A 24,621-nucleotide genomic window follows, 5' to 3' on the forward strand; every position below is an offset into this window, starting at 1 on the left:
GGTCCGCTTTCATGGCGCGGACAGCCGGACCCAAAGCCGCGATAATCGCGTCATGGAGACAACCGGCAACCAGACATGACCGACGACACCAGCAATAAGCCACGCGGCCTGCGCAAATCGCTGACGAGCTATGGAGACAACGGCTTTTCGCTCTTTCTGCGCAAGGCCTTCATCAAGGGCGCGGGCTATACCGACAGCGCGCTCGACCGCCCGGTCATCGGCATCGTCAACACCGGCAGCGCGTACAACCCCTGTCACGGCAACGCGCCGCAGCTGATCGAAGCGGTCAAGCGCGGCGTGATGCTGGCAGGCGGCCTGCCGATGGACTTCCCCACCATCTCCATCGCCGAATCGTTCTCGCAACCGACGAGCATGTATCTGCGCAACCTGATGTCGATCGACACGGAAGAGATGATCCGCGCGCAGCCCATGGACGCCGTGGTGCTGATCGGCGGTTGCGACAAGACCGTGCCCGCGCAGTTGATGGGCGCGGCATCGGCGGGCATTCCTTCCATTCAACTGATCACCGGCTCGATGCTCACCGGCGCGCATCGCGGCGAACGCGTCGGCGCATGCACCGATTGCCGGCGCTACTGGGGCCGCTTTCGCGCTGAAGAAATCAATGCCGATGAAATCGCCGCGGTCAACAACCAGCTCGTCGCGAGCGTGGGCACCTGCTCCGTGATGGGCACCGCGAGCACCATGGCATGCATCGCCGAGGCGCTCGGCATGACGGTGCCCGGCGGCGCATCGCCGCCGGCGGTGACATCGGACCGCATGCGCATCGCCGAACTCACAGGCGCCCAAGCCGTGAAGATGGCGCACGAGCAGCTCACCATCGACAAGATCCTCACCGCCGAGGCCTTGGAGAACGCCATGCGCGTGCTGCTCGCGATCGGCGGGTCGACGAACGGCATCGTGCATCTGACGGCCATCGCGGGACGCATGGGCTATGAAGTCGATCTGAAGGCCCTCGACCGCATGGGGCGCGAGACGCCCGTGCTCGTCGACCTCAAGCCTTCCGGCGCGCATTACATGGAAGACTTTCACAAGGCCGGCGGCATGGCGAGCTTGCTGCGCGAGCTCAAGCCGCTGCTGAACCTCGACGCCCTCACCGTGACGGGACGCACCCTCGGCGAGGAGATCGACGCGGCGGGCCCGGCGTTCGCGCAGGACGTCGTGCGCCCATTCGACAGGCCGGTCTATCCCCAAGGCGGCATCGCCGTGCTCGAAGGCAATCTCGCGCCGGGCGGCGCGATCATCAAGCAATCGGCGGCCGACGCACGGCTGATGGAACACGAAGGCCGCGCGGTCGTATTCGAGAACGGCGCGGACCTCGCGGCGCGTATCGATGCGGACGACCTCGACGTCACGCCGGACGACATTCTCGTGCTGAAGAACATCGGGCCCAAGGGCGCGCCGGGCATGCCGGAAGCCGGCTATATCCCGATCCCGCGCAAGCTCGCGGTGCAGGGCGTGAAGGACATCGTGCGCATCTCGGATGGCCGCATGAGCGGCACTGCGTTCGGCACCATCGTGTTGCACGTGACGCCGGAGTCCGCCATCGGTGGACCGCTTGCGCATGTACGCAATGGCGATCGTATTCGTCTGAGCGTATCGAAACGGGAATTGAGCCTGCTGATCAGCGATGAAGAACTGGCGGCGCGCGCGCAGGCATCGCCCGTGACGGAACCGAGCGCGGATCGCGGCTATCGCAAACTCTTCTACGACACGGTGACGCAGGCAGACAAGGGCGTCGACTTCGACTTTCTGCGCGCGGCACGCATGCGCGGCGTGACGCCGCGCGGCTGATCAGTCTTCATGCGTGAGATGTCGCTGCCACGCCAGGAACAGCATGTTCACCAGCGTCGCGAACACGAACAGCATCAGCGCGAGCGCCATGATCGTGCTGGTCTCGTTGCGGTTCATCGCGATCATCAGCAGGCGGCCGATGCCGCTCTGCGATGCGAACATCTCGCCGATCAGCGTGCCGAGCAAGGTCAGCGAGAAGCCGATGCGCAGGCCTGCGACCACCTCGGGCACGCACGCGGGCAACAGCACGAAGCGCGCGAAATCGCCGGGACTCATGCGATAGGTTCGCGCCGCCCGCGCGTAAATGGGCGGCATGTTGCGCACGGCATTCATCGTAAACAATGCAATCGGCACGATGCCATGCATCACGCCAAATACGATCTTGGCCCATAGCCCAAGGCCACACGCGAGCAGCACCACCGGGTATAGCGTCACCTTCGGGATCGAATAGAAGCCCATCATCAGCGGCTCCATCACATCTCCGGCGAGGCGTCGCGCCCCCAGCAGCAAGCCGATGCCGACGCCCGCCACAGCGGATATCGCAAACGCCGATGCGAATGCGAGCGACGTCACATAGAGACTCTGCGGGAAGTCCACATCGCTCACGATATGCACGGCGCGCTGCACGGTATGCAAAGGCGTCGTCAGCACATCGGGGCCGAGCCATTCGCTCAGGATCTGCCACAACGCGACGAGCACGACGATCAGCACGAGCGCATCCGTCCAGCGTCGCGCGGCGCGCGGCTTCGCGACAGCGGAGGCAAGCGCCGTACTCATGCCGCCTCCCTGCGGATACGCCGGTACAGCCGCTTCTCGACTTGCCGCAGCAAGCCGTTGATCGTCGTGACGAAGACCAGCATCAGCACCATGAGGCCATACATGACGGCGTTGTCGAACGCGTTGTAGGCGAACGCGATCTGATAGCCGAACCCCGAACCCGACAACACGAATTCGCCGGCCACGACCGCAATGAACGCATACACCACGGTCAGCTTGATGCCGGTGAAGACGAACGGCAGGCTGGCGGGCAGCGTAATCAGGCGAATCTCGTCGAGGGTGCTCAGGCGGCATACGCGCGCGGTGCGCAACAGAACACGCGGTACGCGCTCGAGACCGTTGAGCGTGTTGACGGCCATCGCGACCACCGCGAACAGGAAGCCGATGCCCACCAGCGGCCAGCGATTGAGCCCGAAGATCACGATCAGGATCGGATACAGCACGAACACGGGCACCGCGTAGTACGAGAGCAGCAAAGGGTCGAGCACCCGGCGCAGGCGCGGCAGCCTGAACAGCACCACCCCGCCGATGAAGCCCGCAATCACCGCGAGCACCACGGCCAGCAGGGCGCTGCTGAGCGTCTGCACGATATCGAGCGTGAACTGCCCCGACGTAAGGATCTGCCACGCGCTGAGCGCCATGCGCGAAGGCGGAATGAACGATACCGGGTTGATCCAGGCGAGACGCGTCGCCACTTCGAGCAAGGCGAGCAGCGCGACGACCAGCCCGATGCGCCAGCGCGCCGCCTCGTTCATGGCCGGCTCCCGAGCGCCTTCAATGCCTCGTCGCGCAGCAGGCCCCACACTTGCGCGGTCAGCTCGCCGAAGCGCGGATCAAGCGCGATGGTGCTGTCGCGCATACGCGACCAGCCGGTCTCGATGGTCGCAATGAAGCGCCCCGGACACGCCGACATCACGCCGATGCGATCCGAGAGCAGCACCGCTTCATCGATCGAATGCGTGATCAGCATCACGGTCGCGCCGGTATCGCGCCATAGCTTGAGGGTTTCGTCGCCCATCAGGAGGCGGGTCTGCTGATCGAGCGCGCCGAACGGTTCGTCGAGCAGCATGAGACGCGGCCGGACCACCATGGCCCGCGCAATGCACACGCGCTGCCGCATGCCGCCCGACAATTGCGCGGGATAGGCGCGCGCAAACGACGCCAGGCCCATGAACGAAAGCGCATGCTGAACGCGTTCGCGCACTTCGTTTTCCGGAACGTTGGCGCGACGCGCGGCGAACGCGGCGTTATCGAATACATTGAGCCAAGGGAAGCTCGCGTCTTCCTGGAACACGACCGCCACGCCGTCGGGCACCTGTCGTCCCACCGGCTGCCCCTCGAACTCGACCGTGCCGCCGCTCGCCGGATTCAGGCCCGCGAGCACGTCGAGCAACGTGGACTTGCCGCAACCCGAAGGACCGACGACAGAGAAGAATTCCCCCGCGCGCAATTCGAGGCTCACCGGTCCGAGCGCATGAAAAGGCGGCTTGCCCGCGGCGCCGGGATAGATGCGCGTGACGTCCGTCAGGCGCGCCTGGATGCGCTGCTCGCCGGACGCGGCGGGCTCGCTCGACACCACCGATATCTTCGTGCGACGGGGCAGCACGCTCATTGCTGACTCACTTCGCCGCGCGCAAGTCGGCGGGCAACTGCGATTCGTCGATGATCTTCGTCCAGTCGAACGCACCATCGGGGATGGCCTTGACGAGAATCAGGCCCTTGAGCACTTCGTCCATGCTCTTGCGATCGAAGCCGCCTTCGCTCCAGTATTTCGGATCGGCATCGAGCACGTTATTGATCGCCGAGGCCGCGACGCCGGGGTCCATCTTGTACTGCTTCGCGAGAATCTGCGCGGACTCCTCGCGATGCGCGGCAATGTACTGCACGGCCTTGCGGCGCGCCTTGATGATGCCGCGTATCACTTCCGGATGCTGCTTCAGGTAGTCCGTGCGCACGATGCCGACGGTCTGCGTTTCGTTGGGCACGATATCGCTCGAACGGAACGCGATGCGCAACTGATCCTTCTTCGCGCTATAAGACGGCTCGGTCATGTAGGCCACGTCCACGGCGCCCTGCTGCAGCGACGTCAACATGCCGCTCGAACTGCCGACCGGCTTGCGCTGCACCTGCCCCGTCAGACCGGCACGATCCAGCGCGATGGTGACGATGGTATCGGTCGTGGACTTCGGACTGCTGTAGCCGATGGTCTTGCCCTTCATCTGCTGGATGTTGGTGATCGTGCCGTTCTTCTGTTCGACCCACACGAGATCCGCGAGGCTTTGCACGCCGCCATGCACGATGGTCAGGTCGACGCCCTGCTTGACCGCCGAAATAGCCGCAGGCAGCGCGACTTCGCCGTAAGGAATTTCGGATGCCATCGCGTTGCGCACTGTCGTGCCGCCGCCTTCGGAGGTGATGAAACCCGTGACATCGACGCCTTCTTCCTTGAAGAAACCCTTGTCCATGGCCACCGCGAAGGGCACGCCGTACATGCCGTCGCCCCAGTGCGTGACGGTGAGCGGCGCGGCCTGAACACGAGCGGTCCCTGCTATGAGTGCAGCGGCCGCCATGAAGGAAAACAGACCGGCTCTCCCAAGCTTCCCAAGGGCAAACATGGAGGCGTCTCCGTGCATGAACGGCGGCTTCGTCCGTCGTGCGCGAAGTCGCGCACAGGCGGCCGCCTTTTGATTCTGGACACAGTTATCGCGGATAACCGTGCAAGTTAATGTATGCATTAAATTCGTGAAAGTCCAGTTTGATGCAGGGCGTAGATACCCTTGTCTGGCACGCGCCAGACGATGTATCAGGCCTGCTGAATGCCGTATTGCTGCAGCACGGCGGTTTGATCACGCCAGCCCCGTTCGCGATGAGCGCGGTAGAGCGCACTCGCCTTCGCTGCATCGCCGCAGCGCAATGCTTCGATGATCGCGCGATGTTCCTCGATCGACTTGGCAGGCTGCGGATGCGGTCGGACTCGCTGCGTGAAGCGCCTGACGCGATGCACCTGGTCACGGCAATTCATCACGATGCTACGCAGCCGCGCATTGCCGCTGAGCGCCACGAGGCTTTCGTGGAAGACCTCGTCCGCTTCGGCCCAGGTCAGCATGTCGCCGGCTTCGAGTGCGCGGACCATCGTGTCGCAGGCATCGACGAGCGGCGTGAGATCGACGTCGGGCTGCGCGGCGACGAGCCCCGCGGCCGTGGATTCGAGGCTGATCAAGACCTGATAGATGTGTCGGATGTCGGAGATCGACGTGGGAACGATGCGAATGCCGTGACGCGGCACGATCTGCACGAGTCCCTCTCCCTGGAGTCTCAACGCGGCCTCGCGGATGGGCGTGCGGCTGAAGCCCAGCATCAGGCCCAGTTCCTGTTCGAGCAGATAGGACCCCGGCGTGAGTTCGCTTTCGATGATGCGGCGACGCAGTTCGCCGTAAGCGAGATCCGCTGTGTTGAGCCGGGCGGGCTTGGCGGTGGCGACGGGATGATCGTTCGAGATGACCTTCACGCGCCTTGCTGGATGCGGCGCGACCGTGCTGCGCGATGCGGCCATGCTGGACTCCCTGAAGGAAACTCCGCGTTGAGCCGATGGTACTGCATCGGAACCTTCATCATCCAACCCATCAAGCGCGCGCAAGATGGGCGACCAGTTTCCTGCACGCCTCGGGCAAGGCATCGGGGGAGCGTATGGCGATCAGCAGTTCGCGCATCGCCCAGGTATCCGTGAGCGGAACGAAGCCCAGCCCGTGCTGCCGCGCCACCGCTTCCGGCATGACGCCGAAACCAAGCCCCGCTTCGATCATCAGGCACTGGGCGTCGTAGCTCGACACCTGCATCCGCACCCGCACCGAGCGCCCTATTTCGTTGGACGCCCGCGTGAGACTCAGCGTGATGGCGGCGTCGACGGGCAGCGTGATGAACTCGTGTTCGAGCACGTCGGCAAAGGCCGTCGCTTGCCGCTGCAGCAGCGCGTGTCCGGGCGGCGCGACGAGTACAAGGTGATCTTCGCGATAAGGCATCGTATGGATCGCATAACCATGCGGAAGGGACGTGAAGATACCGATATCAGCCGCATTGCCGGCTACCGCGCGCACTACGTGCACGCTCGGCTTCTCGTCGAGTTCGATGCGCACATGGGGATGGAGCACCGCGAACGACTGGAGATCGCGCGGCAGGAACTGCACGATCGACGAGACATTCGCCACGATGCGCACGACGCCGCTCGTGCCGCCCGAGTACTCGCGCATCTGCACGACGATGTCGTCGATCTGATGCAGTGCGCGATGCGCGAGCGTCCTGAGCCGCTCGCCCGCTTCGGTGGCTACGACACCCTTGTTCGTGCGGCGCAACAAGCGCACGCCGATGGAAGACTCGATCTCGCTGATGCGACGGCTGACGGCGGCGGCTGCAATGTGTTCGCGTTGCGCAGCGGCGGCGATCGTGCCGGCATCGACCACGGCAAGGAAGAGTCTCAGCGAGAGCGGATCGAGCGTCTGCATGAACGATGTCCTCGTTACGGCCAGCAGTTCGCGTCGTCTTTTTGGGGGCGCTGGCCATCGCATGCGGCGATGGCGGCATGACGAAGCGTTGCTTTGCCGTCATCGCCGCATCACGCAGAATGCGCGCAAACGTTACCGTCTGACGGAAAGACATGCAATAGGCATCTTTTGACGACTTTCTTTTTGCACGACACCACATCCTCATCACGCTCGGCCGCACATGGGCGGCAATCGGCCTCGGGGGCTTGGCGTTGCCGCAAGAAATCTGAGGTGCGATCGGCTTCTCTCCCGATCGCGCGGCCGCGCGCAAGTCCATTTCAGCCGCCCCTTCGGGGGCGGCTCTTTTTTGCCCGGAAAGCTCCGGCGCCGTACTGTTCAATGCATACATTAAACAATGCGGCGAGTTTCTTTTCTTATAATGAAGACAGCCTGTCGCCCGAAGGATCAGCGGGCCGACCTGTCCTCCGTGCATCGACGGCAACGTTATCGGAAAGCCCAGCATGGCTCCAGCCCGACCCGTTGAAGCAATCAGCAAGCCACGCGAGAAATCCACCGACACGGTCTATCTCGCGCTGCGTGAGCAGATCCTCAGCAACGCGCTGCGGCCCGGCACCCAAATGCTGGAACAGGAACTGGTGCAGTGGTTCGGGGTGAGCCGCACGCCGGTGCGCGAGGCGCTGATCCGCTTGCAGAATGAACGCCTCGTACAAATCATTCCGCGTCACGGCATGCGGGTGCGCAATGTGTCGCTGACGGACATCGAGGAAGTGTTCCAGGTGCAGACCAGTCTCGAAGCCACGGCCGCCGCTGCCGTCGCCGCGCGCAAGCCCGGCGTGAAGGAGTTCAGGCCGCTCGAAAAGGCCTGCACGGACATGGACCGCGCACTGGAGAAAGACGACCGCGATGCCTGGGCCGCGGCGCATGACGCGTTCTATGCGCGGCTCGTCGAACTGAGCGGCAATCCGCGTCTCATGCAGATCGTCGGCGAATGCGTGGATCATGTGCGCCGCGTGCGCGAACTCACGCTGCGGCTGATTGCGCCAGATGCGTCACAAGCACAGACCTTGCGCAAGGTAATTGAAGCCTTGCGCCAGAGCGATGCCGAAGCGGCACAGGCGCTGTGCCGCGACAATCGGCTGCTCAATCTTCAGACGCAGGTCGAAGCGCTTCAGCGCTACCGGATCCTCGACGTCTGAGCGGCTTCATGCGCTACGCGCATTGCAACGTGCGCGGGGTCGGGGCATACGCAATCAGTACGTTGCGGCCGGTCCGGCGGCGCACGATATTGCGCACATGATGCATGCCGATACCGCCGAGCGACGACCTGCCCGCACCCAGCACGATGAGATCCACATCCAGCCGGTTCGCTTCGAGGGCGATCACGCCACCGATGCTATGGCCGTCCTCCGGTAGCCTGCGCGTTTCCCAGTCAGCCTTCATGCCCGCGTTCGCCAGCATCTTCTCGCAATGGCCGCGAATTGCCAGCGCGAGTTGATCGACGAGCTCGGGCATGTTGCAGAAAGTCTCCACTGACCACCCTGCCCACCACGGCGCGGATTCGATCACGTGCAGCAGCGTGATGCGGGCAGCGTTGCCGCGCGCGAGTTCGATGGCCTTCGACAAGGCGGCTTCGCTGAAGCCGGGGCCCACGGCGACGAGAATATGCGGGTACATGGCGTTGCCTCCGTTCGTTGTACGGCACTCTTTTCGAGTGACCGTCGTTGTTTGCATGAAGGCATGATGGCCGCGCAAAGTTAGGAAAGACTGAGCCTGACATTCCTCGCGATGCTTCTGATGCCGCGGCTCGCGATAAATTAAACTGATGGCATCATCCCCGCACGCCGCACGCTCATGGACTCTCGCGATCTTCTCAACCTTGCCTACCTGCGCGCGTTCCGCCTCGTGGCGGAGACCGGCAGCGCCACGCGCGCCGCCGCCGCGCTGTTCCGCGCGCAATCGGCGGTCACGCGTTCATTGCAGGAACTGGAGGCGGCCGTTGGCGAAACCTTGCTGGAACGCCGTCCATCAGGCATGTTGCCCACGCCCGCCGGACGCGCCGTGCTGCTGCGCTGCCAGCGCATCTTCGCGGAACTGGAGGAACTCGCGCAGTGGTGCGCGGCGCGGCAGTCGCGCCGCAGAACTGCGGCGGCCAGCACGCTGCCGGCGTTCCTGCTCAATACGCGCCGGCTGCAACTGTTCTCGGCGCTCGCGCGCCACCGGCACATGCCGAGCGCGGCGCAAACCCTTGGACTCAGTCAGCCCGCCGTCAGCAGCGCCATCCGCATCATGGAAACGGGTGCGGGCATGCAACTGTTCTATCGCAGCCCGCGCGGCCTCCTGTTGACCAGCGAAGGCGAGACCTTCGTGCTGCACGTGCGCCGCGCATTGAACGAACTGCGCCATATCCCCGACGATCTCGCCGCTCTGCGCGGCACCATTCAGGGCGTGGTGACGGTCGGCGCGCTGCCGCTCGGCCGTACGCTCATCTTGCCGGGCGCCATCGCCCGCGTGGCCGCACAGTATCCGGGCGTGCGCATCGTGACCGATGAAAGCGCGTACGAAACGCTCGTCGCGGGACTGCGCGCAGGCGAAATCGATTTCGTGCTCGGCGCGCTGCGTCCGAACGATGCATCGAGCGGACTGGTGAACGAGCGCTTCATGTCGGAGGATATCGTCGTGATTGCGCGCAGCGGGCATCCGCTTGCTCGCTCACGCGGCCTGGCGCTCGCCGATCTCACCACCGCTCAATGGATCCTGCCGCGCAACCAGGCCCCCGCGCGTGGCATGTTCGAAGCACAATTCAAACGCGGCAAACTCAAACCGCCGATGCCCACCGTCGAAACAGCGGACCTCGCCGTGATCCGCGGCTTGCTGCTGCATACCGACATGCTTGCGGCCGTATCGGCGCAACAACTGCATTACGAGCGCGAATCGGGACAACTGGCCGTGCTCGACATCGCGATGCAGAACACCCGGCGCGACATCGGACTCACGCTGCGCGCGGGCGGCTCACCCTCGCCGGCCGCGCGCGCGATGATCGACGCGCTGCGTCTCACCGTCGATCAACTGGGTCATGCCATGCGTCGCGATGCACAAGCTGCCGTGATGTCACGCGCATGACAAGCGCGAGGTGCAATCTGAATTATTTATCGGGGCAGCGGCTTTTGCGGTGCGTGCTTGCGGTGCTGTATGGTGACAGTCGCGCATGGCGTGAACCGCAGGACATCCCAGCGAATAAAGAGGAGTTGGCATGAACGAACAGCAGTGGATCGCAATGGACGAATACCTTTGCGAACGAACCCAGGCGCCGGATGAAGTGCTCGAAGCCGCGCTGCGCGACAGCGTGAACGCAGGATTGCCCGCCATCAACGTCGCGCCGAACCAGGGCAAGATGCTGCACATGCTTGCGAAGCTGCGCGGCGCACGACGCATCCTCGAACTCGGCACGCTGGGCGGCTACAGCACGATATGGCTCGCGCGCGCACTGCCTTCGGACGGCACGCTGCTGACACTGGAAGCCGTCGACGCGCATGCGCACGTCGCACGTGGCAACCTTGCGCGGGCGGGCTTGTCGAGCGTGGCATCGGTCATCGTCGGCGATGCGGTGCACACGCTGCGGTCCTTCGTGCGCGACGGCATCCCGCCGTTCGATTTCATCTTTCTCGATGCCGACAAGAAAAGTTATCCGGCTTATCTCGATCTTGTCCTGCTCCTCAGCCGCCCGGGAACGCTGATCGTCGCGGACAACGTGATTCGTCGCGGGCGGGTACTGGAAACCGGCAGCGATGACCCCGACGTGAATGGCGTTCGCACCTTCTTCGACATGCTCGCCACACATCCCCGCCTCGACTCCACGGCGATCCAGACAGTCGGAAGCAAGGGATGGGACGGCTTCTCGATGTCCATCGTGACTGAATGAGGTTATGAAGTTATCGGGCACGTCTTGCGCGGTGCGCTGCGCAAGACGTGCATCGAACGCTATTCCGATGCGGTACGCGGTCTTGCCGTGCCGAACCAGCGGTTCCGGACAGGCGTGAACGTTTCCTCCTCCACACGCGGCATGTTGCGGCATTCGACGTGCATGTTCCGCGCAGGCGCAGCGGCCACGAACTTGTCGATCTCCTCACGGACATCCGGATCGACATAGTCGGCTCGCGAAGCATCGAGAATCACAACGGCCCCGTCAGGGATCGCGGCGAGTCGGCGCTTCAGCGTCACCTTGCACAGAAACGACACGTCCTTGCGGAACGACAGCAGGTAATGGTCATCGTGCTGCGCCATCGTGATCGGGCGGCGCAGGTTGGCGCGCACGGCGAGGAACAGACTGCATGCAATGCCGATCACGATGCCGATCAACAGGTCGGTGAGCAGCACGCCCGCAATGGTCGCGATGAACGGTGCGAAACGTTCGAAGCCTTCCTTCGCGACGGACGCGAATAGCGACGGCTTGGCAAGCTTCAGTCCCGTGAAGATCAGAACGGCGGCGAGACATGACAGCGGAATCAGGTTGATCACACTCGTCAGGCCGAACACGCTCACGAGCAGCAACACGCCATGCACGAATGCAGACCAGCGGCTCTGTGCGCCCGCCGTCACGTTTGCCGAGCTGCGCACGATCACCGAAGTGATAGGCAGCGCGCCGATTGCGCCGGCCAGCATGTTGCCGATGCCCTGCGCCTTCAGTTCACGGTCCGGATTCGCGGTGCGCTTCTTTGGATCGATCTGCTCGACCGCTTCGAGGCTGAGCAACGTCTCGAGACTCGCGACGATCGCAAGCGTCACCGCAAGCCGCCACACGCCGGGATTGAGCAGTTGGGAGAAGTCCGGCAGCTCGAGCGCTTTCGTCAAGGCCGTGAACGATTCGAGCGAGGGCAATGCCACGCGATACTGCTCGGGCGGCGCGAAGCCCGGCGCAAAGCGGTCGATCAGCAGCGTCGCGCCCACGCCGAAGACGACCACAGCAAGGGGACCGGGCACCAGCCGCACGAGGGCGAAGCGGCGCAGCGCGGCCGTTTCCCACGCCGCGAGCATGCCGAGCGAAACGACCGCGATGACGCAGGCCGCTATCGATACATGTCCATAGGATGTGGACAGCAAGCCGTCGCCGCCCGTGACGTGGACACCATCGTTCGCGAATCCCGCGGCCAGCGGAATCTGCTTGATGATCAACAGAAGGCCGATAGCCGCCAGCATGCCCTTGATGACCGACGAGGGCACATAAGCGGCGAAGCGTCCCGCCTTGAGCATACCGAAGCCGAACTGGATCACGCCCGACAACAATACGGCGAGCAGGAACGCGGAGAAGCTGCCCAGCCCCGCAATGCCACCGACGACGATCACGATCAACCCCGCCGCCGGGCCGCTGACGCTCAATTGCGAGCCGCTCAGCAAGGCAACGACGACGCCGCCGATGATGCCCGCCATCAAGCCGGCAATCGGCTCGACACCGGATGCATTGGCAATGCCGAGACATAATGGCAATGCCACGAGAAACACGACAATGCCCGCGAATAAATCGCGTGGAAGATTGGCTAAACGATTAGCTGCTTTCATGGTTCATTCCGTTTACGCGAGTGAATGCCTGCGAGCGTCGCTTTCGCGACATCGCATAAGAATCAACGGCTGAATTGAGTGCCTAGACTGTTTCAAGCAGAGCAGCGCTTACCTGATCGCTGCCCTGATGACCGGATTCGTTTTCATAACCTGAAGCCAGCACCTTGAGATGTCCGTCATGCAGGCCGAAGATCCACCCATGCACGAGCGGAGGGTTATCGCGTTCACGGATGATGGCGTGCTCGCGCAGCAGACGCACCTGTTCGAACACGCTCAGTTCGGCGAGCCGATTGGCGCGGGTATCGAGGTCCGCAAAGGTGGCGAGATGGTCGCGATGCGTCTCGCCCAGTGCGCATAGCGGCGCGATGCGGCGATTGACATGCGGCAGGTCGTTCGACAACGGCAGCAGCGACGCACGCACGCCGCCACAGCCGTAATGGCCGCAGACGATGACGTGATCCACCTTCAGCACACGCACCGCATATTCGAGCACGCTCAACGTGTTGTCGTCGGATGGACAAAACAGATTGGCGATGTTGCGATGAACGAAGAGGTCCCCGGGATCCGCATTCGTCACGGTCTCGGCAGGCACGCGGCTGTCCGAGCAACCGATCCACAGCACGCGCGGGCTTTGACCTTGCGCCAGGCGCGGAAAGAAGTCCGCATCGGCATGCGCTGTTTCACGCGCCCAGGCAATGTTCTCCAGCAACATTCGTTTAGGTCGTTTCATCCACATTCTCCATAAGCGACATTCAAATAAATAGGGACAAGGTTTAACGCAGCGTGGCGCGCATTCTTACGAATGACTTTCGCAGAAAAAGTTCAGGCAAGTCCAGAGAAAAAAATCCAATGGACTGAGAAACCTGTTTTTTGTGTGTTGCTTGCGATTCAATAGCTTTATTCATTACCTTGCATGCACTGTTCCAATGCATGCTCGCAAGGGAGATTCGCATAACCGCCCGACGGTGTCTGTTAATCTTTGTGCTCTATCTTGCCGATCTTCCAATATGACATTTCAGACAGGCCAGTCTGTTTCTTTTGCCGATTTGAACGGCGGCGCATATCCCGTGCGGGTCGAATACGAATGGCTCAATGCCGAACGCGGCGATGCGCACATCGCCGTATTCCTGCATGAGGGACTGGGATCGGTCAGGTTATGGAAGCGTTGGCCACAAGTGTTGTGTGACCGGCTGCAATGTCGCGGGCTGGTCTTCTCGCGTCCGGGCTATGGGCGCTCGACTCCGCGCCGGCCCGGCGAAACCTGGCCGGTCAGCTTCCTGCATCATCAGGCGCAGGTCGTATTGCCCGCGTTGCTCGATGCGTTGCGCATCGATGCCCGGGAGCGCGCCCGCATGTGGCTCATCGGTCATAGCGACGGCGGCACGATCGCCCTGCTCCATGCCAGCGCATTCCCCGATGCTCTGGCGGGCGCCGCCATCATGGCGCCGCATGTGTTCGTGGAACCCATGACGGTGCAGGCGATCAGGGAAACGCGCGCGGTCTATGAGACCAGTGCGCTGCGCGACAGGCTGGGCGCCTATCACGATGACGTGGATTCGGCCTTTTACGGCTGGAACGACGCGTGGCTCAATCCCGAGTTCCTGCACTGGGACATCACCGCCGAGATCGCCGCGATAAGAAAGCCGCTGCTCGCCATTCAGGGACACGATGACGAATATGCATCGATGCTGCAACTCGACAGGATTCAGGAAGCCGTGCCGCACGCGCGGCTCGTCAAGCTGTCGCAATGCGGACATTCACCGCATCGCGATGCCGCCGATGCCGTGAACGAAGCGATCGCCGCCTGCATTGCGGAACATCGCGAATGACGCTGGCGTGAACGCACGCTGGACCGGCATGTGCTGCGGGCCGTGATAACGTCACCGTTATCCGCAGGGAGAACACCATGTTGCTGTCCGATGAAGAACTGGCGCGTTTGCAGGACGTCGCTCCTTTCCTGGCAAGCGAAGCACGCGGCGCACTGGAAGCCGAGGCGCCCTGTCAGGTGACCGCGGAACTGGCGTCGCACCTGCAGCCCGGCTTGCGCATACGAGCACCGGGTTCGCCGACGACCGATGCCGACCCCGATGCGCCGCCTTACCCAATCGATCTGTTCGTAGGCTTGCCGTTGAGCGAACTGCGTGCGCTCTCGCATGCCGATGAAGCCACACGCAATGACGCCCTTGCACGTTTCGGCGCGGGCTTCTCGCCACGCCTGCTGCGCGCCATTGCAAAGATGGCGCCGCACGAAATTGATCTCGATGCAGGTGTGCAGAACGAAGCCGGCACGCTCTCCGTGATGCTTGACGAGGCGTAGCACGCAGGCTCCAGGCAAAGCGGCTCAGCTCGCCTCCTGGCCCTTCCCCGAAGCCTCATGCGCGCGACGCAGACGCTCCCGGCTGTTCGACAGGTGCATGCGCATTGCGGCGCGCGCGGCTTCGGGATCGCGACGCTCGATGGCGTCGAAGATATCTTCGTGCTCGCGATTCACGCGATCTAGATAGCTGCCGGGATCGTGATGAGCGAGCGCCGCGGAGTTGACCCGCGTGCGCGGAATGATGGTGTTGCCAAGCTGGCTCAGGATGCTGTGGAAGTACCGGTTGCCGGTGGCCTTCGCGAGTTCGAGGTGGAAGGCGACATCGGCGGTGACCGCACTGCTCTCGCCCGCTTCGATCAGGCGTTCGAACTCGTCGAGCGCGCGGCGCATCTGCGCCAGATTCTCGTCCGTGCGGCGCATTGCGGCAAGCCCGGCCGCCTCGGCTTCGAGGCTGATACGCAGTTCGAGAATCGCCATCACGTCGCGTACGGTGAGGTCGCCCGCAGCTTCGATCTGGAAGCGGTCGTGATCGGTTGCCTCCAGCACGAAGGTGCCGATGCCATGCCGCGTCTGTACGAGACGCGCGGCCTGCAGGCGCGAGATCGATTCACGCACGACCGTGCGGCTGACGCCGAGCTGCGCCATGATTTCCGATTCCGTCGGCAGCTTGTCGCCGGGCTGAAGTGCACCGCTGCGAATGCGCTCCGACAACTCGGCGACAACCTCCTCGGTCAGGTTGCGGGAGCGGCGCAGCGCGCCGGACGACAGTGCTTGGGACATGGGAGGACCGGTCTTGAATAGGCTCGATCGCCCATTATAGGGCGCAAGTCAGCTTGTACGATGACTGATCGTTCACGCGGTTTTTTGTATGCATCATGCAGCATGCCAAAGCTGAGACCGCCATGCCGCTGCGACGAACTGCCCCGAAAAAACCTTGCGTTTCAATCGATTAGGGCCGCATCAAACCGTTGATAATCGGTCCTTTGCGGCGTAAAGTTCATGTACCGCATGAAGTGAACGCGCCTGGAACCGCAACCGTGGGCTCCGGGTGTCGGCTGTATCTGCCCCGGCACCCGGCCAGTGGGTTCATTTCGTCGTCAGGCTCGCGTATCCCGGTCCGCATCCGTTGGATTCGCCATCTCCTCGCGCACTCGCGAGCCTGAATAAGGGTTTTCCGGCGTGTCGCTGCCGCGCCCTCGTGCGCCGCTCCCTGTGCCTCTCGCGCTTTTCCCGATCCCTCGGGGCGACAACCGGTATGAACCCGTGTTCACAAAGGCTCGCTTCACGGCGATACTGAATTCGTGGCACCGAGGCAGCAAGGAGACAGGCAATGATGCGAGAAGTATCCGGAGCTTTTTTCGGCTCCCGCAAGCTCGACGAAGCACTCGAAGACCTCCGCGCGGAAGGCATCGCGGGAGACCGTGTCCGCGTGGCCAGCATGACCGGCTTTGCGGACTTTCACAGTTCGGTGGTGCAAAGCGCGGCGGCGCAAAACCAGTGGATCTCAGCCGAATACGCCGGTCACGGCGAACATCTCGGCGTCGTCGATACGCATGAGTACCCGTTCGGTCTCGACATCACCGGCGACGACATTCTTCCGTCGTTCGGCGCGGACGGCGGCGACGCCGACACGCTGTGCGGCCTGACGCGCGTGGTCGTCAGCATCCGCGATGAAGCGGAGATGCGCGCAGTCTGCGATATCTTCTCGCGCCTCGGGACCGACGACATCGACATCGAAGGCGTCGCGGCAGCCTGAAACATTTCGCGCGGACGCGTGCTCCTGCCGTGCTCCGCCGTGCTCGTCATCATCACTGCGCGCTGGACGGCGCGGGCTTCGCCTTCTTTTTGTGCTTCAAATGCAGGCCCTGGCGCGTACTGCCCGGCACGGAGGTATTGTCGCCTCCGGCCGTCGGTCCGGCAGTCGCCGCGCCGTGCGCATTGCCTCCGCCTGAACCGCCATTGCCGTTCCCGCCCGCCATTGCAGCGCCCGATACGCCCATCGCCAGGCTTGCCGTCAGTGTGAGCAGTATCTTCAGTCCGCTTGTCTCTGATTTCATTGCATTGCTCTCCGATCAGTCTCATCACAGTTCTGAACGAGCGCTGACGTCCACGCAATCCACGCGTGAAAGAAATTCTCGCCCGCATTCTGCATTCAACATGCATAACGCAAAATGCCATCCGGCATATGGCATGCTGCATGCAATCTCGAAGCCATCACCACTTTTTGCCATGGATGTCCGCAAAGCCCATCACGCTGTCGCCGCACACGACGATGCCAATGAAAAGTCCAGAGCAGGTTTCGTGCGCGTTCGCGGCGCGCGTGAGCACAACCTGAAGAACGTCGATGTCGACGTCCCCCGCGACGCCCTCGTGGTCTTCACCGGCGTCTCGGGGTCCGGAAAATCCTCGCTGGCATTCGGTACGCTTTACGCGGAAGCGCAGCGCCGCTATTTCGAATCAGTCGCGCCGTACGCACGACGGCTCATCGAACAGGTCGGCGTGCCGCAGGTCGATTCGATAGAAGGCCTGCCGCCCGCAGTCGCGCTACAGCAGCAGCGCGGCGCGCCGAATGCCCGTTCTTCCGTAGGCAGCGTGACGACCCTGTCCAGCCTCGTGCGCATGCTGTATTCCCGTACGGGCAGCTATCCGCCGAAGCAGCCCATGCTTTACGCGGAGGACTTCTCCCCGAACACCGTGCAGGGCGCGTGTCCCGTCTGCCATGGCCTCGGACGCGTGTACGAGGTCACGGAGAAGTCAATGGTGCCGGACGACTCCCTCACCATCCGCGAGCGCGCCATCGCCGCGTGGCCGCCCGCCTGGCACGGTCAGAACCTGCGCGACATCCTCGTGACCCTCGGCTATGACGTCGACACCCCCTGGCGCGATCTGCCGAAGAAGGACCGCGACTGGATCCTCTTCACCGAAGAGCAGCCGACCGCACCGGTCTACGCCGGACTCACACCGAAGGAAACCCGCGCGGCATTGAAGCGCGGCGCCGAGCCGAGCTATCAGGGCACCTTCACCGGTGCGCGGCGCTACATCCTGCATACCTTTGCGCACACGCAAAGCGCATTGATGAAGAAGCGCGTATCGCGCTTCATGGTGGGCAGCGACTGCCCTTCGTGCCACGGCAAACGGCTGAAGAAGGAAGCGCTCTCCGTCACCTTCGCGGGACTGGACATCGCGGGATTCGCGCATCTGCCGATGAACCGCCTCGCCGACCTGCTCGCGCCCATCGCACGCGGCGACTGGTCCACGCAGACGCAGCCGCATGGCGAGACATTGGACAAGGCCGCTCGCCGCGCGGCCACTACGCAACGAGTCGCGGCCGGCGGCTCGGCTCACAAGGCGGCGCCCGATGTGCGCCGCACCGCGAATCTTTCGGACGAAAAACGCGCCGCAGCCGAACGCATCGCCGCCGATCTGCTGGAGCGCTTACGAACGCTCATCGATCTTGGCCTCGGCTATCTGTCGCTCGACCGCGCGACGCCAACGCTCTCGTCCGGCGAACTACAGCGCCTGCGGCTCGCCACGCAACTGGCGTCGCAACTGTTCGGCGTCGTGTATGTGCTCGACGAACCCTCGGCCGGACTTCATCCTGCGGACAACGAGGCGCTCTTCGTCGCGTTGCAGCGTCTCAAGGCCGCGGGCAATTCGCTGTTCGTCATCGAACACGATCTGAACACGATGCGCCGTGCCGACTGGCTCGTCGACGTCGGTCCGGCCGCGGGCGAAGGCGGTGGTCATGTGCTCTACAGCGGCCCGCCGGAAGGCCTTGCAGCCGTCGATGCCTCGCAGACCCGTGAACACCTGTTCGCGCAACATCGTGCGGTCGAGCGCGCGCCGCGCCGGCCGCGTGGCTGGCTCAGGCTTGCGCGCATCGAGCGCAATAACCTCGATGGCGTCGATGCCGCCTTTCCGCTCGGCGCCTTCACGACGGTCACCGGCATCTCGGGCTCGGGCAAGTCGAGCCTCGTCAGCCAGGCTTTGCCGGAGCTCGTCGCCGAACACCTCGGACGCGCCCTCGACGACGCCACCGAAGACGAATCCGACCCATTGCTCGCGACACCGGACGCGCCCGCAGGCGGAAGCATCGTCGAAGGCATGGAGACGATCAGGCGTCTCGTGCGTGTCGATCAGAAGCCCATCGGCCGCACGCCCCGCTCGAACCTCGCGACCTATACCGGCCTGTTCGATCACGTCCGCAAGCTCTTTGCGGACACGCCGAGCGCGCGCAAGCGCCGCTATGGCGCGGGCCGCTTCTCCTTCAACGTCGCACAGGGGCGCTGCCCCACGTGCGAAGGCGAAGGCTTCGTCAGCGTCGAACTTCTGTTCCTGCCGAGCGTGTACACGTCCTGTTCGACCTGCCACGGTTCGCGCTACAACGCGCAGACACTGGAGATCGAATGGCACGGCAAGAACATCGCGCAAGTGCTGGACATGAGCGTCGATGCCGCATGCGCTTTCTTCGCCGATGAACCCAACATCATGCGTGCGCTTGCCGTGCTGCGCGACATCGGGCTCGGCTATCTGCGCCTGGGTCAGCCGGCCACCGAGCTATCGGGAGGCGAGGCGCAACGCATCAAGCTCGCGACGGAACTGCAGCGCGCCCATCGCGGCGACACGCTCTATATCCTCGACGAACCCACCACCGGCCTGCATCCCGCCGACGTCGACCGCCTGATGCGCCAACTGCAAGGGCTGGTCGATGCGGGCAACACAGTGGTCGTCGTCGAACACGACATGCGCGTGGCCGCGCATTCCGACTGGGTCATCGACATGGGCCCGGGTGCCGGCGAGGATGGCGGCAAGGTGGTGATTACGGGTGTTCCCGATGCAGTCGCGAAGCATGCCGAAAGCCGCACTGCGCGCTATCTGAAAGAAGCGCTTCAGCGCTGAGCACCGGGCTGCACGCCCGGATACAGCCCGATCCAGTGCCACACCCAGAACCGCATGATGCCGATCAATTCATGCAGCGCGAAGTTCGAATCGATCCATCCTTCAGGATGCGGCACCCACCATGATTTGGGATTCCGTATGAAGGCTACGCCGGGCTGCGGATCGATGCCGAACACCTGAAAAGCCAGCAGCGCGCGCTGCATGTGCAGCGAGGACGTGACGAGGATCGACGTGTCGTATCGCCGCGACCGTAGGATTTTCTCCGTATTGCGCGCGTTGGCGTAAGTGTCGAGACTCGTGTTTTCGAGGATCAGGTCGCGGCTTTCGACACCCCGTTCGAGCAGCAAAGGTCCGATGACATCCGCTTCGCTCAGCTCGTGACGCTGTGGATTGCCGCCGCTCACGATCACGAGGCAGTCCGGTTCGCGCATCCGGCACCGCTTGTACAGCGACGCGCCGAGATCCACGCGTGTGATGGTGTCGCCTTTCGGAATCAAATGCCGGTTGCGGTCGTACTCGGTCCCGCCGCCGAGCACGATGATGACCGTGTGCGGACCGAAGCGCGGCTCGGTCATGACGGCATGCCCGTCGTTTGCAAGCCTCATCAAGGGTCCGGCCAGCCAACCGCCGACCAGCCAGAAGAAGGCGCCCGCCATCAGCAGAACCGCCACGCGGCGCTTCCTCCACACGATGAACAGTGCGACAAAGCCCAGCAGAAAGGAGAACAGTACCAATTACCTCACCCCGTGAGTCAGTTTTCAAATGCCTTGCAGTCTCGCATAGTTTTTGCAAGGCACAGGCTCGTGGAAGCTGCAGGTCTTACCTGAAGCAGTGCAGCAGCCAGTCTGAAGGATTGACGCGAAATGCTGCGTGCCGGATATCGCACATAGCACGCCTTTGCTCTTGAAGGCCCACCGTGCGCCATCGCACGGACGTCCCGGCCTCGTAATTCGTTAAATACGATCAAACAACAAACAAGAAGGTGAGTGCGAGGGCTCTCGTGAAATCGTCTTCACGAAAGTGAACAACACCACCCCATTTCGCTCCGGAGCGAAGACGACATTCGACCACCACGCTACGTCGCCTTCCGGATTTAATGCACCGTTGGCCGGGTACAAGGGAAAACACAGACAATGAAAACTGAATTGCGCCGCATCCTCGCCGAGTCCGCTCGGCTCGACGTGCCTGTCGATACGCTCTCCGACAGCGACGATCTCTACGCCGCCGGTCTCTCATCGCTCGCCACGGTTCACGTGATGCTCGCGATCGAAGACGAGTTCGGCATCGAGATCCCCGATCACATGCTCACGCGCCGGCTCTTTTCGAGCGTCGATTCGCTCGCGGCCGCCGTCGAGGAGTTGCGCCGCTCGCAGGCGGCCGCATGAACGCGCCCGCTCAGGAGCTCGAGGCGGCGCAACTGGCACAGAGCATGAACGCACGCAGCGAAAGCGCGTTGATCGATGCTGCAAAGCGTGTCGCCGCCGTCGCGGCGCGGCACGCCGATGCAGTGGATCGTGAAGCGCGCTTTCCTGCGGAAGCGGTCGCTGCGATGCGCGAGGAGCGTCTCTTCTCCGCGATGGTGCCGGTGGAACACGGCGGCGACGGACTCTCGCTGACCGGCGTGGCCCGCCTGTGTGAAGCCCTCGCCCAGGGCTGCGCCTCGTCCGCGATGATCTACGCCATGCACCAGAGCCAGGTCGTGTGCATCGTCGATCATGGCGCCAACGTGCCCTGGCAGCGCGCGTTCCTCGCGCGCATGGTGAACGAGCAACTGCTGCTCGCGTCGGCCACGTCCGAAGAGAACATCGGCGGCAACATGCGGACGAGCGCATGCGCGGTCGATCTCGTCGACAACGCGTTCCAGATCGAGAAGATGGCGCCGACCATTTCGTACGGCACCTACGCGGACTGCATTCTCGTGACGGCGCGCCGTCATCCGGATGCACCGCCTTCCGATCAGGTCCTGATCGTCGCGCCGCGTGAAACGCTCACGCTCGAACAGCGCGGCACGTGGGACACGCTGGGCATGCGCGGCACGTGCAGCCAGGGCCATCGGCTCACGGCAAGCGGCATCGCCGAGCAGATCCTGCCTGCGCCGTTCTCGAAGATCGCCGACGAAAGCATGCTGCCCGTATCGCACACGTTGTGGTCGTCGGTGTGGTGCGGCATTGCCTGCGATGCAGCGAATCGCGCGCATCAGTTCTTCCGCAACCAGGCGCGCGGCAAGCCCGCCCTGCCTCCTTCGGCGGCGCGGCTCTCGCAGATCATCACGCTCATCAGGATGATGCAGGCGCGCCTGCGCGAATCGCTCGCCAACGTCGAGGCCGCGAGCGCCGAACGCGCCATCCGCCGGGCCACGCAAGGCAACGACGACGACGCGCCGCTTACGGCGTCGATCGGCATCAACGCAGACCTCAACATGCTCAAGCTGGCGATTTCGCAGTCGGCGCTGCACGTGGTGCAGGAGACGCTGATGATCTGCGGCATGGCCGGCTACAAGAACGACACGCCGTTCAGCGTGGGACGCCATCTGCGCGATCTGCATTCGGCGCCCCTCATGATCAGCAACGACCGCATTGAATTGAACACGGCGAACCTGCTGCTTGCGCAGCGCGCCGCAACGGGAACCCTTTGACGCTATGAACATGCCGACAGAACAGGCCGCCATGATGCAGGCCGAAGCACAAGCTCAAACACAAGAGACGCAGGCACCGTACGACAAATCGGACCTGACCTTGCGGGACCGCCTGATTGAAGCGGGCATCCTCATCGATACCGGCGAAGACGGCCTCTATGGCCGCAGCGAAGTGTTCGAGGACATCGTCGAGCGTCTGAACCAGGCGATCACGCTGCTCGGCGCCGACCAGCACGCCGAAGTGCTGCGCTTCCCGCCGGCCATGCGCCGCCGCGACTTCGAAGACAGCGAATACCTGAAAAGCTTCCCGAACCTCGCCGGCACGATCCATTCGTTCCAGGGCAATGATCGCGGGCATCATCGCCTGCTCGAAGCGCTCGACAAGATCGTGCACATCGGTGAAGAGGAAGAGCGCTCCGACGACTGGATGGATCAGCAGAAGCCCACGCGCCTCGTGCTCACGCCGGCCGCATGCTATCCGATCTATCCGCTGGTCGCGAAGCGCGGCAAGCTCGCCGCCGACGGCGCGATCTTCGACGCCTTCTCGTACTGCTTCCGTCACGAGCCGTCCATCGATCCGGGCCGCATGCAGATGTTCCGCATGCGCGAATACATCCGCGTGGGCAGCCCCGAACAGGTGATGGCGTTCCGTCAGAAGTGGATCGAGCGCGGCTCGCTGCTGATCGAACTGCTGGGCCTGCCGTATGAGATCGATCTCGCCAACGACCCGTTCTTCGGCCGCGGCGGCAAGATCGTCGCGGACAGCCAGCGCGAACAGCAACTCAAGTTCGAACTGCTGGTGCCGGTCGCGACGCCCGACCGTCCCACGGCGTGCCTGTCGTTCAACTATCACCAGGACCACTTCGGCGAGCTGTGGCACATCAGCCAGGCCGACGACCAGGTCGCGCACACCGCCTGCGTGGGCTTCGGCATGGAACGCACGACGCTGGCGCTGTTCCGCCACCACGGCCTCGACGTCAACGCATGGCCGGAGCAGGTGCGCCAGCTGCTGTGGGGCGACAAGGCCGCGCTCATCGCCCAGGGTCTCGACAAACTGGGTAACCGGGCATGAACGCACGCTCGCCGGCTGATGCCGTGACGGACACGTCCGCGCCCGCGCATGGCGAATATCGCCAGCACGCGCTGCATCGCGACGAGCGCGTGTGGCTGGAGACGAACTGCTACGTCGACTTGTGGATCGAGCTGCTGCATCACTACGGCTGCGATCCGCACGCGGCGCTCAGTTTCACCGTGACGCAGGACTTCGAGGGCGATCAGTTCACGTTCCCGAAGTTCTCGCTCGACGATATCGCGCGGCTCTATGGTCTCCAGGCCCAGGAGCTCGCGATCTACGACACGGTCGAGGCGCACGTGGTGGAGCAGACGAAGCGCGGCCAGATCGTGGTCGCGGAGATGGACTCGTACTGGCTGCCGGATACGCGCGCCACCGCGTACCGGCAGACGCATACGAAGACGACCATCGCCATCGACGCCATCGACGCGCAAGCGAAGCACATCACATATTTCCACAACGCGGGGTATTTCTCGCTGTCCGGCGAGGACTACGACGGCGTCTTCCGTCTGACGCCCGGTCTCGCGAGCGACGTGCAGGCGCTGTTTCCTTACGTCGAATTCGTGAAGCGCGCGCGCGATCCGCTGCAAGGCGAAGCGCTCGTGCAGCGTTCGGTGGAACTGCTCAAGCTGCGTCTGCAGGACCGGCCGGCGTCGAACCCGGTGGCGCAATGGCGTGCGGCGTTCCCCGAGCACATGCGTGCGATGCTCGAACGCGACCCGGCGTATTACCACCTCTACACGTTCAACATGATGCGTCAGATCGGTTCGAACTTCGAGTTGCTGTCGAAGTATCTCGGCTGGCTGAACGCACATGGCGTGGACGTGCCGGGCGAGATCCAGGCAAGCGCTCAGGCGATTGCAAGCGAAGCGATGGTCATGCAGTTCCGTCTCGCGCGCGCCCGCATGCGCTCGCGCACCGACCTGTGCGAAGACTGCCTCGGATCGATGCAGACTTCGTACGACAAGGTCATCGAGCCGCTCGCCGCGCGCTTTCTCTGAAGACCGAAGCCGCGTCGCGATGACGCGGCTTCTTCAATGTTCCCTTATTCCATTCA

At 63.5% G+C, this 24,621-nt stretch carries 24 protein-coding genes; 12 read left to right on the plus strand and 12 right to left on the minus strand.

Features of this window, described 5'->3' with window-relative positions; all coding sequences use genetic code 11:
* Positions 1-75 precede the first annotated feature (75 nt).
* A complete protein-coding gene (locus QCE64_RS25185; protein WP_310006861.1) occupies positions 76-1,812 on the plus strand; it encodes an IlvD/Edd family dehydratase in 1,737 nt (578 codons plus the stop codon).
* On the opposite strand, the gene QCE64_RS25190 is transcribed toward QCE64_RS25185, so the two are convergent.
* The 6 genes from QCE64_RS25190 to QCE64_RS25215 form a co-directional block, all read right to left on the minus strand.
* Positions 1,813-2,589, minus strand: coding sequence for an ABC transporter permease subunit (locus QCE64_RS25190; RefSeq protein ID WP_309924244.1), 777 nt, complete (start codon positions 2,587-2,589; stop codon positions 1,813-1,815). It abuts the gene before it with no gap.
* On the minus strand, positions 2,586-3,344 hold the full coding sequence (locus QCE64_RS25195) for an ABC transporter permease subunit (RefSeq protein ID WP_310006863.1): 759 nt from the start codon (positions 3,342-3,344) through the stop codon (positions 2,586-2,588). The genes QCE64_RS25190 and QCE64_RS25195 overlap by 4 nt, the downstream gene beginning before the upstream one ends.
* The gene (locus tag QCE64_RS25200) at positions 3,341-4,201 is read right to left on the minus strand and encodes an ABC transporter ATP-binding protein (RefSeq protein WP_309933665.1); all 861 of its coding nucleotides are present in this window, start codon (positions 4,199-4,201) and stop codon (positions 3,341-3,343) included. Before QCE64_RS25200 ends, QCE64_RS25195 begins: the two co-directional genes overlap by 4 nt.
* A 7-nt stretch (positions 4,202-4,208) precedes the next feature.
* Positions 4,209-5,204: an ABC transporter substrate-binding protein gene (locus QCE64_RS25205; RefSeq protein ID WP_309933669.1), complete on the minus strand. Its 996-nt coding sequence runs from the start codon at positions 5,202-5,204 to the stop codon at positions 4,209-4,211.
* A gap of 188 nt (positions 5,205-5,392) precedes the next feature.
* The gene (locus QCE64_RS25210) at positions 5,393-6,142 is read right to left on the minus strand and encodes a GntR family transcriptional regulator (protein ID WP_309924252.1); all 750 of its coding nucleotides are present in this window, start codon (positions 6,140-6,142) and stop codon (positions 5,393-5,395) included.
* A 70-nt stretch (positions 6,143-6,212) separates the two neighbouring features.
* A complete protein-coding gene (locus QCE64_RS25215; protein ID WP_310006865.1) occupies positions 6,213-7,088 on the minus strand; it encodes a LysR family transcriptional regulator in 876 nt (291 codons plus the stop codon).
* A 500-nt stretch (positions 7,089-7,588) separates the two neighbouring features.
* On the opposite strand from QCE64_RS25215, the gene QCE64_RS25220 reads away from it, so the two are divergent.
* Positions 7,589-8,284 (plus strand): GntR family transcriptional regulator, encoded by a 696-nt coding sequence (locus QCE64_RS25220; RefSeq protein ID WP_310006867.1) that lies wholly within the window; start codon positions 7,589-7,591, stop codon positions 8,282-8,284.
* Positions 8,285-8,297: 13 nt separating this feature from the next.
* Here the strand turns inward: QCE64_RS25220 and QCE64_RS25225 are convergent, their stop codons facing one another.
* Entirely contained in the window at positions 8,298-8,762 is a 465-nt protein-coding gene (locus QCE64_RS25225; RefSeq protein WP_310006869.1) for a universal stress protein, read from the minus strand.
* A 177-nt stretch (positions 8,763-8,939) separates the two neighbouring features.
* On the opposite strand from QCE64_RS25225, the gene QCE64_RS25230 reads away from it, so the two are divergent.
* Together QCE64_RS25230 and QCE64_RS25235 are read left to right on the plus strand one after the other, a co-directional pair.
* Positions 8,940-10,208, plus strand: coding sequence for a LysR family transcriptional regulator (locus tag QCE64_RS25230; RefSeq protein ID WP_309924262.1), 1,269 nt, complete (start codon positions 8,940-8,942; stop codon positions 10,206-10,208).
* Between the two features lie 130 nt (positions 10,209-10,338).
* Positions 10,339-11,007, plus strand: a complete 669-nt coding sequence (locus tag QCE64_RS25235) for an O-methyltransferase (RefSeq protein WP_309924264.1) — start codon at positions 10,339-10,341, stop codon at positions 11,005-11,007.
* A gap of 59 nt (positions 11,008-11,066) precedes the next feature.
* On the opposite strand, the gene QCE64_RS25240 is transcribed toward QCE64_RS25235, so the two are convergent.
* Together QCE64_RS25240 and QCE64_RS25245 are read right to left on the minus strand one after the other, a co-directional pair.
* Positions 11,067-12,641 (minus strand): SulP family inorganic anion transporter, encoded by a 1,575-nt coding sequence (locus QCE64_RS25240; protein WP_309924265.1) that lies wholly within the window; start codon positions 12,639-12,641, stop codon positions 11,067-11,069.
* 82 nt (positions 12,642-12,723) lie between these two features.
* Positions 12,724-13,371, minus strand: coding sequence for a carbonic anhydrase (locus QCE64_RS25245; protein WP_309933678.1), 648 nt, complete (start codon positions 13,369-13,371; stop codon positions 12,724-12,726).
* A gap of 277 nt (positions 13,372-13,648) precedes the next feature.
* Here QCE64_RS25245 and QCE64_RS25250 point away from each other — a divergent pair, with 277 nt between their 5' ends.
* Entirely contained in the window at positions 13,649-14,470 is an 822-nt protein-coding gene (locus QCE64_RS25250) for an alpha/beta hydrolase (protein ID WP_309925291.1), read from the plus strand.
* A gap of 77 nt (positions 14,471-14,547) precedes the next feature.
* Positions 14,548-14,958, plus strand: coding sequence for a hypothetical protein (locus QCE64_RS25255; RefSeq protein ID WP_309924269.1), 411 nt, complete (start codon positions 14,548-14,550; stop codon positions 14,956-14,958).
* Positions 14,959-14,982: 24 nt separating this feature from the next.
* Here the strand turns inward: QCE64_RS25255 and QCE64_RS25260 are convergent, their stop codons facing one another.
* A complete protein-coding gene (locus QCE64_RS25260) occupies positions 14,983-15,738 on the minus strand; it encodes a FadR/GntR family transcriptional regulator (protein WP_309924270.1) in 756 nt (251 codons plus the stop codon).
* A 550-nt stretch (positions 15,739-16,288) separates the two neighbouring features.
* On the opposite strand from QCE64_RS25260, the gene QCE64_RS25265 reads away from it, so the two are divergent.
* Complete coding sequence (locus tag QCE64_RS25265; protein WP_309924272.1) at positions 16,289-16,714, plus strand: hypothetical protein; 426 nt, start codon at positions 16,289-16,291, stop codon at positions 16,712-16,714.
* A gap of 52 nt (positions 16,715-16,766) precedes the next feature.
* Here QCE64_RS25265 and QCE64_RS25270 read toward each other — a convergent pair whose 3' ends face one another.
* Complete coding sequence (locus tag QCE64_RS25270) at positions 16,767-17,015, minus strand: hypothetical protein (RefSeq protein ID WP_309933682.1); 249 nt, start codon at positions 17,013-17,015, stop codon at positions 16,767-16,769.
* A gap of 172 nt (positions 17,016-17,187) precedes the next feature.
* On the opposite strand from QCE64_RS25270, the gene QCE64_RS25275 reads away from it, so the two are divergent.
* The gene (locus QCE64_RS25275; RefSeq protein WP_309933683.1) at positions 17,188-19,857 is read left to right on the plus strand and encodes an excinuclease ABC subunit UvrA; all 2,670 of its coding nucleotides are present in this window, start codon (positions 17,188-17,190) and stop codon (positions 19,855-19,857) included.
* On the opposite strand, the gene QCE64_RS25280 is transcribed toward QCE64_RS25275, so the two are convergent.
* Positions 19,848-20,591, minus strand: a complete 744-nt coding sequence (locus tag QCE64_RS25280; protein ID WP_310006872.1) for a YdcF family protein — start codon at positions 20,589-20,591, stop codon at positions 19,848-19,850. The two genes, QCE64_RS25275 and QCE64_RS25280, sit on opposite strands and share 10 nt — an antisense overlap.
* A 399-nt stretch (positions 20,592-20,990) precedes the next feature.
* Here QCE64_RS25280 and QCE64_RS25285 point away from each other — a divergent pair, with 399 nt between their 5' ends.
* The 4 genes from QCE64_RS25285 to QCE64_RS25300 are packed head-to-tail and all read left to right on the plus strand — an operon-like array spanning position 20,991 to position 24,565.
* The gene (locus tag QCE64_RS25285) at positions 20,991-21,242 is read left to right on the plus strand and encodes an acyl carrier protein (protein ID WP_309817013.1); all 252 of its coding nucleotides are present in this window, start codon (positions 20,991-20,993) and stop codon (positions 21,240-21,242) included.
* Positions 21,239-22,492, plus strand: coding sequence for an acyl-CoA dehydrogenase family protein (locus QCE64_RS25290; protein WP_310006874.1), 1,254 nt, complete (start codon positions 21,239-21,241; stop codon positions 22,490-22,492). Before QCE64_RS25285 ends, QCE64_RS25290 begins: the two co-directional genes overlap by 4 nt.
* A 4-nt stretch (positions 22,493-22,496) precedes the next feature.
* A complete protein-coding gene (locus QCE64_RS25295) occupies positions 22,497-23,564 on the plus strand; it encodes an amino acid--[acyl-carrier-protein] ligase (RefSeq protein ID WP_309924280.1) in 1,068 nt (355 codons plus the stop codon).
* The gene (locus QCE64_RS25300; protein WP_309924281.1) at positions 23,561-24,565 is read left to right on the plus strand and encodes a DUF1839 family protein; all 1,005 of its coding nucleotides are present in this window, start codon (positions 23,561-23,563) and stop codon (positions 24,563-24,565) included. The genes QCE64_RS25295 and QCE64_RS25300 overlap by 4 nt, the downstream gene beginning before the upstream one ends.
* The last annotated feature ends 56 nt before the right edge of the window (positions 24,566-24,621 follow it).

The organism is Caballeronia sp. LZ043, from assembly GCF_031451075.1.
Lineage (GTDB): Bacteria > Pseudomonadota > Gammaproteobacteria > Burkholderiales > Burkholderiaceae > Caballeronia.

Excerpts from the sequence above, each read along its gene's own strand:
- QCE64_RS25185 (WP_310006861.1), top strand. The coding sequence starts at position 76 with ATGACCGACGACACCAGCAATAAGCCACGCGGCCTGCGCAAATCGCTG.
- QCE64_RS25190 (WP_309924244.1), bottom strand. The coding sequence starts at position 2,589 with ATGAGTACGGCGCTTGCCTCCGCTGTCGCGAAGCCGCGCGCCGCGCGA.
- QCE64_RS25195 (WP_310006863.1), bottom strand. The coding sequence starts at position 3,344 with ATGAACGAGGCGGCGCGCTGGCGCATCGGGCTGGTCGTCGCGCTGCTC.
- QCE64_RS25200 (WP_309933665.1), bottom strand. The coding sequence starts at position 4,201 with ATGAGCGTGCTGCCCCGTCGCACGAAGATATCGGTGGTGTCGAGCGAG.
- QCE64_RS25205 (WP_309933669.1), bottom strand. The coding sequence starts at position 5,204 with ATGTTTGCCCTTGGGAAGCTTGGGAGAGCCGGTCTGTTTTCCTTCATG.
- QCE64_RS25210 (WP_309924252.1), bottom strand. The coding sequence starts at position 6,142 with ATGGCCGCATCGCGCAGCACGGTCGCGCCGCATCCAGCAAGGCGCGTG.
- QCE64_RS25215 (WP_310006865.1), bottom strand. The coding sequence starts at position 7,088 with ATGCAGACGCTCGATCCGCTCTCGCTGAGACTCTTCCTTGCCGTGGTC.
- QCE64_RS25220 (WP_310006867.1), top strand. The coding sequence starts at position 7,589 with ATGGCTCCAGCCCGACCCGTTGAAGCAATCAGCAAGCCACGCGAGAAA.
- QCE64_RS25225 (WP_310006869.1), bottom strand. The coding sequence starts at position 8,762 with ATGTACCCGCATATTCTCGTCGCCGTGGGCCCCGGCTTCAGCGAAGCC.
- QCE64_RS25230 (WP_309924262.1), top strand. The coding sequence starts at position 8,940 with ATGGACTCTCGCGATCTTCTCAACCTTGCCTACCTGCGCGCGTTCCGC.
- QCE64_RS25235 (WP_309924264.1), top strand. The coding sequence starts at position 10,339 with ATGAACGAACAGCAGTGGATCGCAATGGACGAATACCTTTGCGAACGA.
- QCE64_RS25240 (WP_309924265.1), bottom strand. The coding sequence starts at position 12,641 with ATGAAAGCAGCTAATCGTTTAGCCAATCTTCCACGCGATTTATTCGCG.
- QCE64_RS25245 (WP_309933678.1), bottom strand. The coding sequence starts at position 13,371 with ATGAAACGACCTAAACGAATGTTGCTGGAGAACATTGCCTGGGCGCGT.
- QCE64_RS25250 (WP_309925291.1), top strand. The coding sequence starts at position 13,649 with ATGACATTTCAGACAGGCCAGTCTGTTTCTTTTGCCGATTTGAACGGC.
- QCE64_RS25255 (WP_309924269.1), top strand. The coding sequence starts at position 14,548 with ATGTTGCTGTCCGATGAAGAACTGGCGCGTTTGCAGGACGTCGCTCCT.
- QCE64_RS25260 (WP_309924270.1), bottom strand. The coding sequence starts at position 15,738 with ATGTCCCAAGCACTGTCGTCCGGCGCGCTGCGCCGCTCCCGCAACCTG.
- QCE64_RS25265 (WP_309924272.1), top strand. The coding sequence starts at position 16,289 with ATGATGCGAGAAGTATCCGGAGCTTTTTTCGGCTCCCGCAAGCTCGAC.
- QCE64_RS25270 (WP_309933682.1), bottom strand. The coding sequence starts at position 17,015 with ATGAAATCAGAGACAAGCGGACTGAAGATACTGCTCACACTGACGGCA.
- QCE64_RS25275 (WP_309933683.1), top strand. The coding sequence starts at position 17,188 with ATGGATGTCCGCAAAGCCCATCACGCTGTCGCCGCACACGACGATGCC.
- QCE64_RS25285 (WP_309817013.1), top strand. The coding sequence starts at position 20,991 with ATGAAAACTGAATTGCGCCGCATCCTCGCCGAGTCCGCTCGGCTCGAC.
- QCE64_RS25290 (WP_310006874.1), top strand. The coding sequence starts at position 21,239 with ATGAACGCGCCCGCTCAGGAGCTCGAGGCGGCGCAACTGGCACAGAGC.
- QCE64_RS25295 (WP_309924280.1), top strand. The coding sequence starts at position 22,497 with ATGAACATGCCGACAGAACAGGCCGCCATGATGCAGGCCGAAGCACAA.
- QCE64_RS25300 (WP_309924281.1), top strand. The coding sequence starts at position 23,561 with ATGAACGCACGCTCGCCGGCTGATGCCGTGACGGACACGTCCGCGCCC.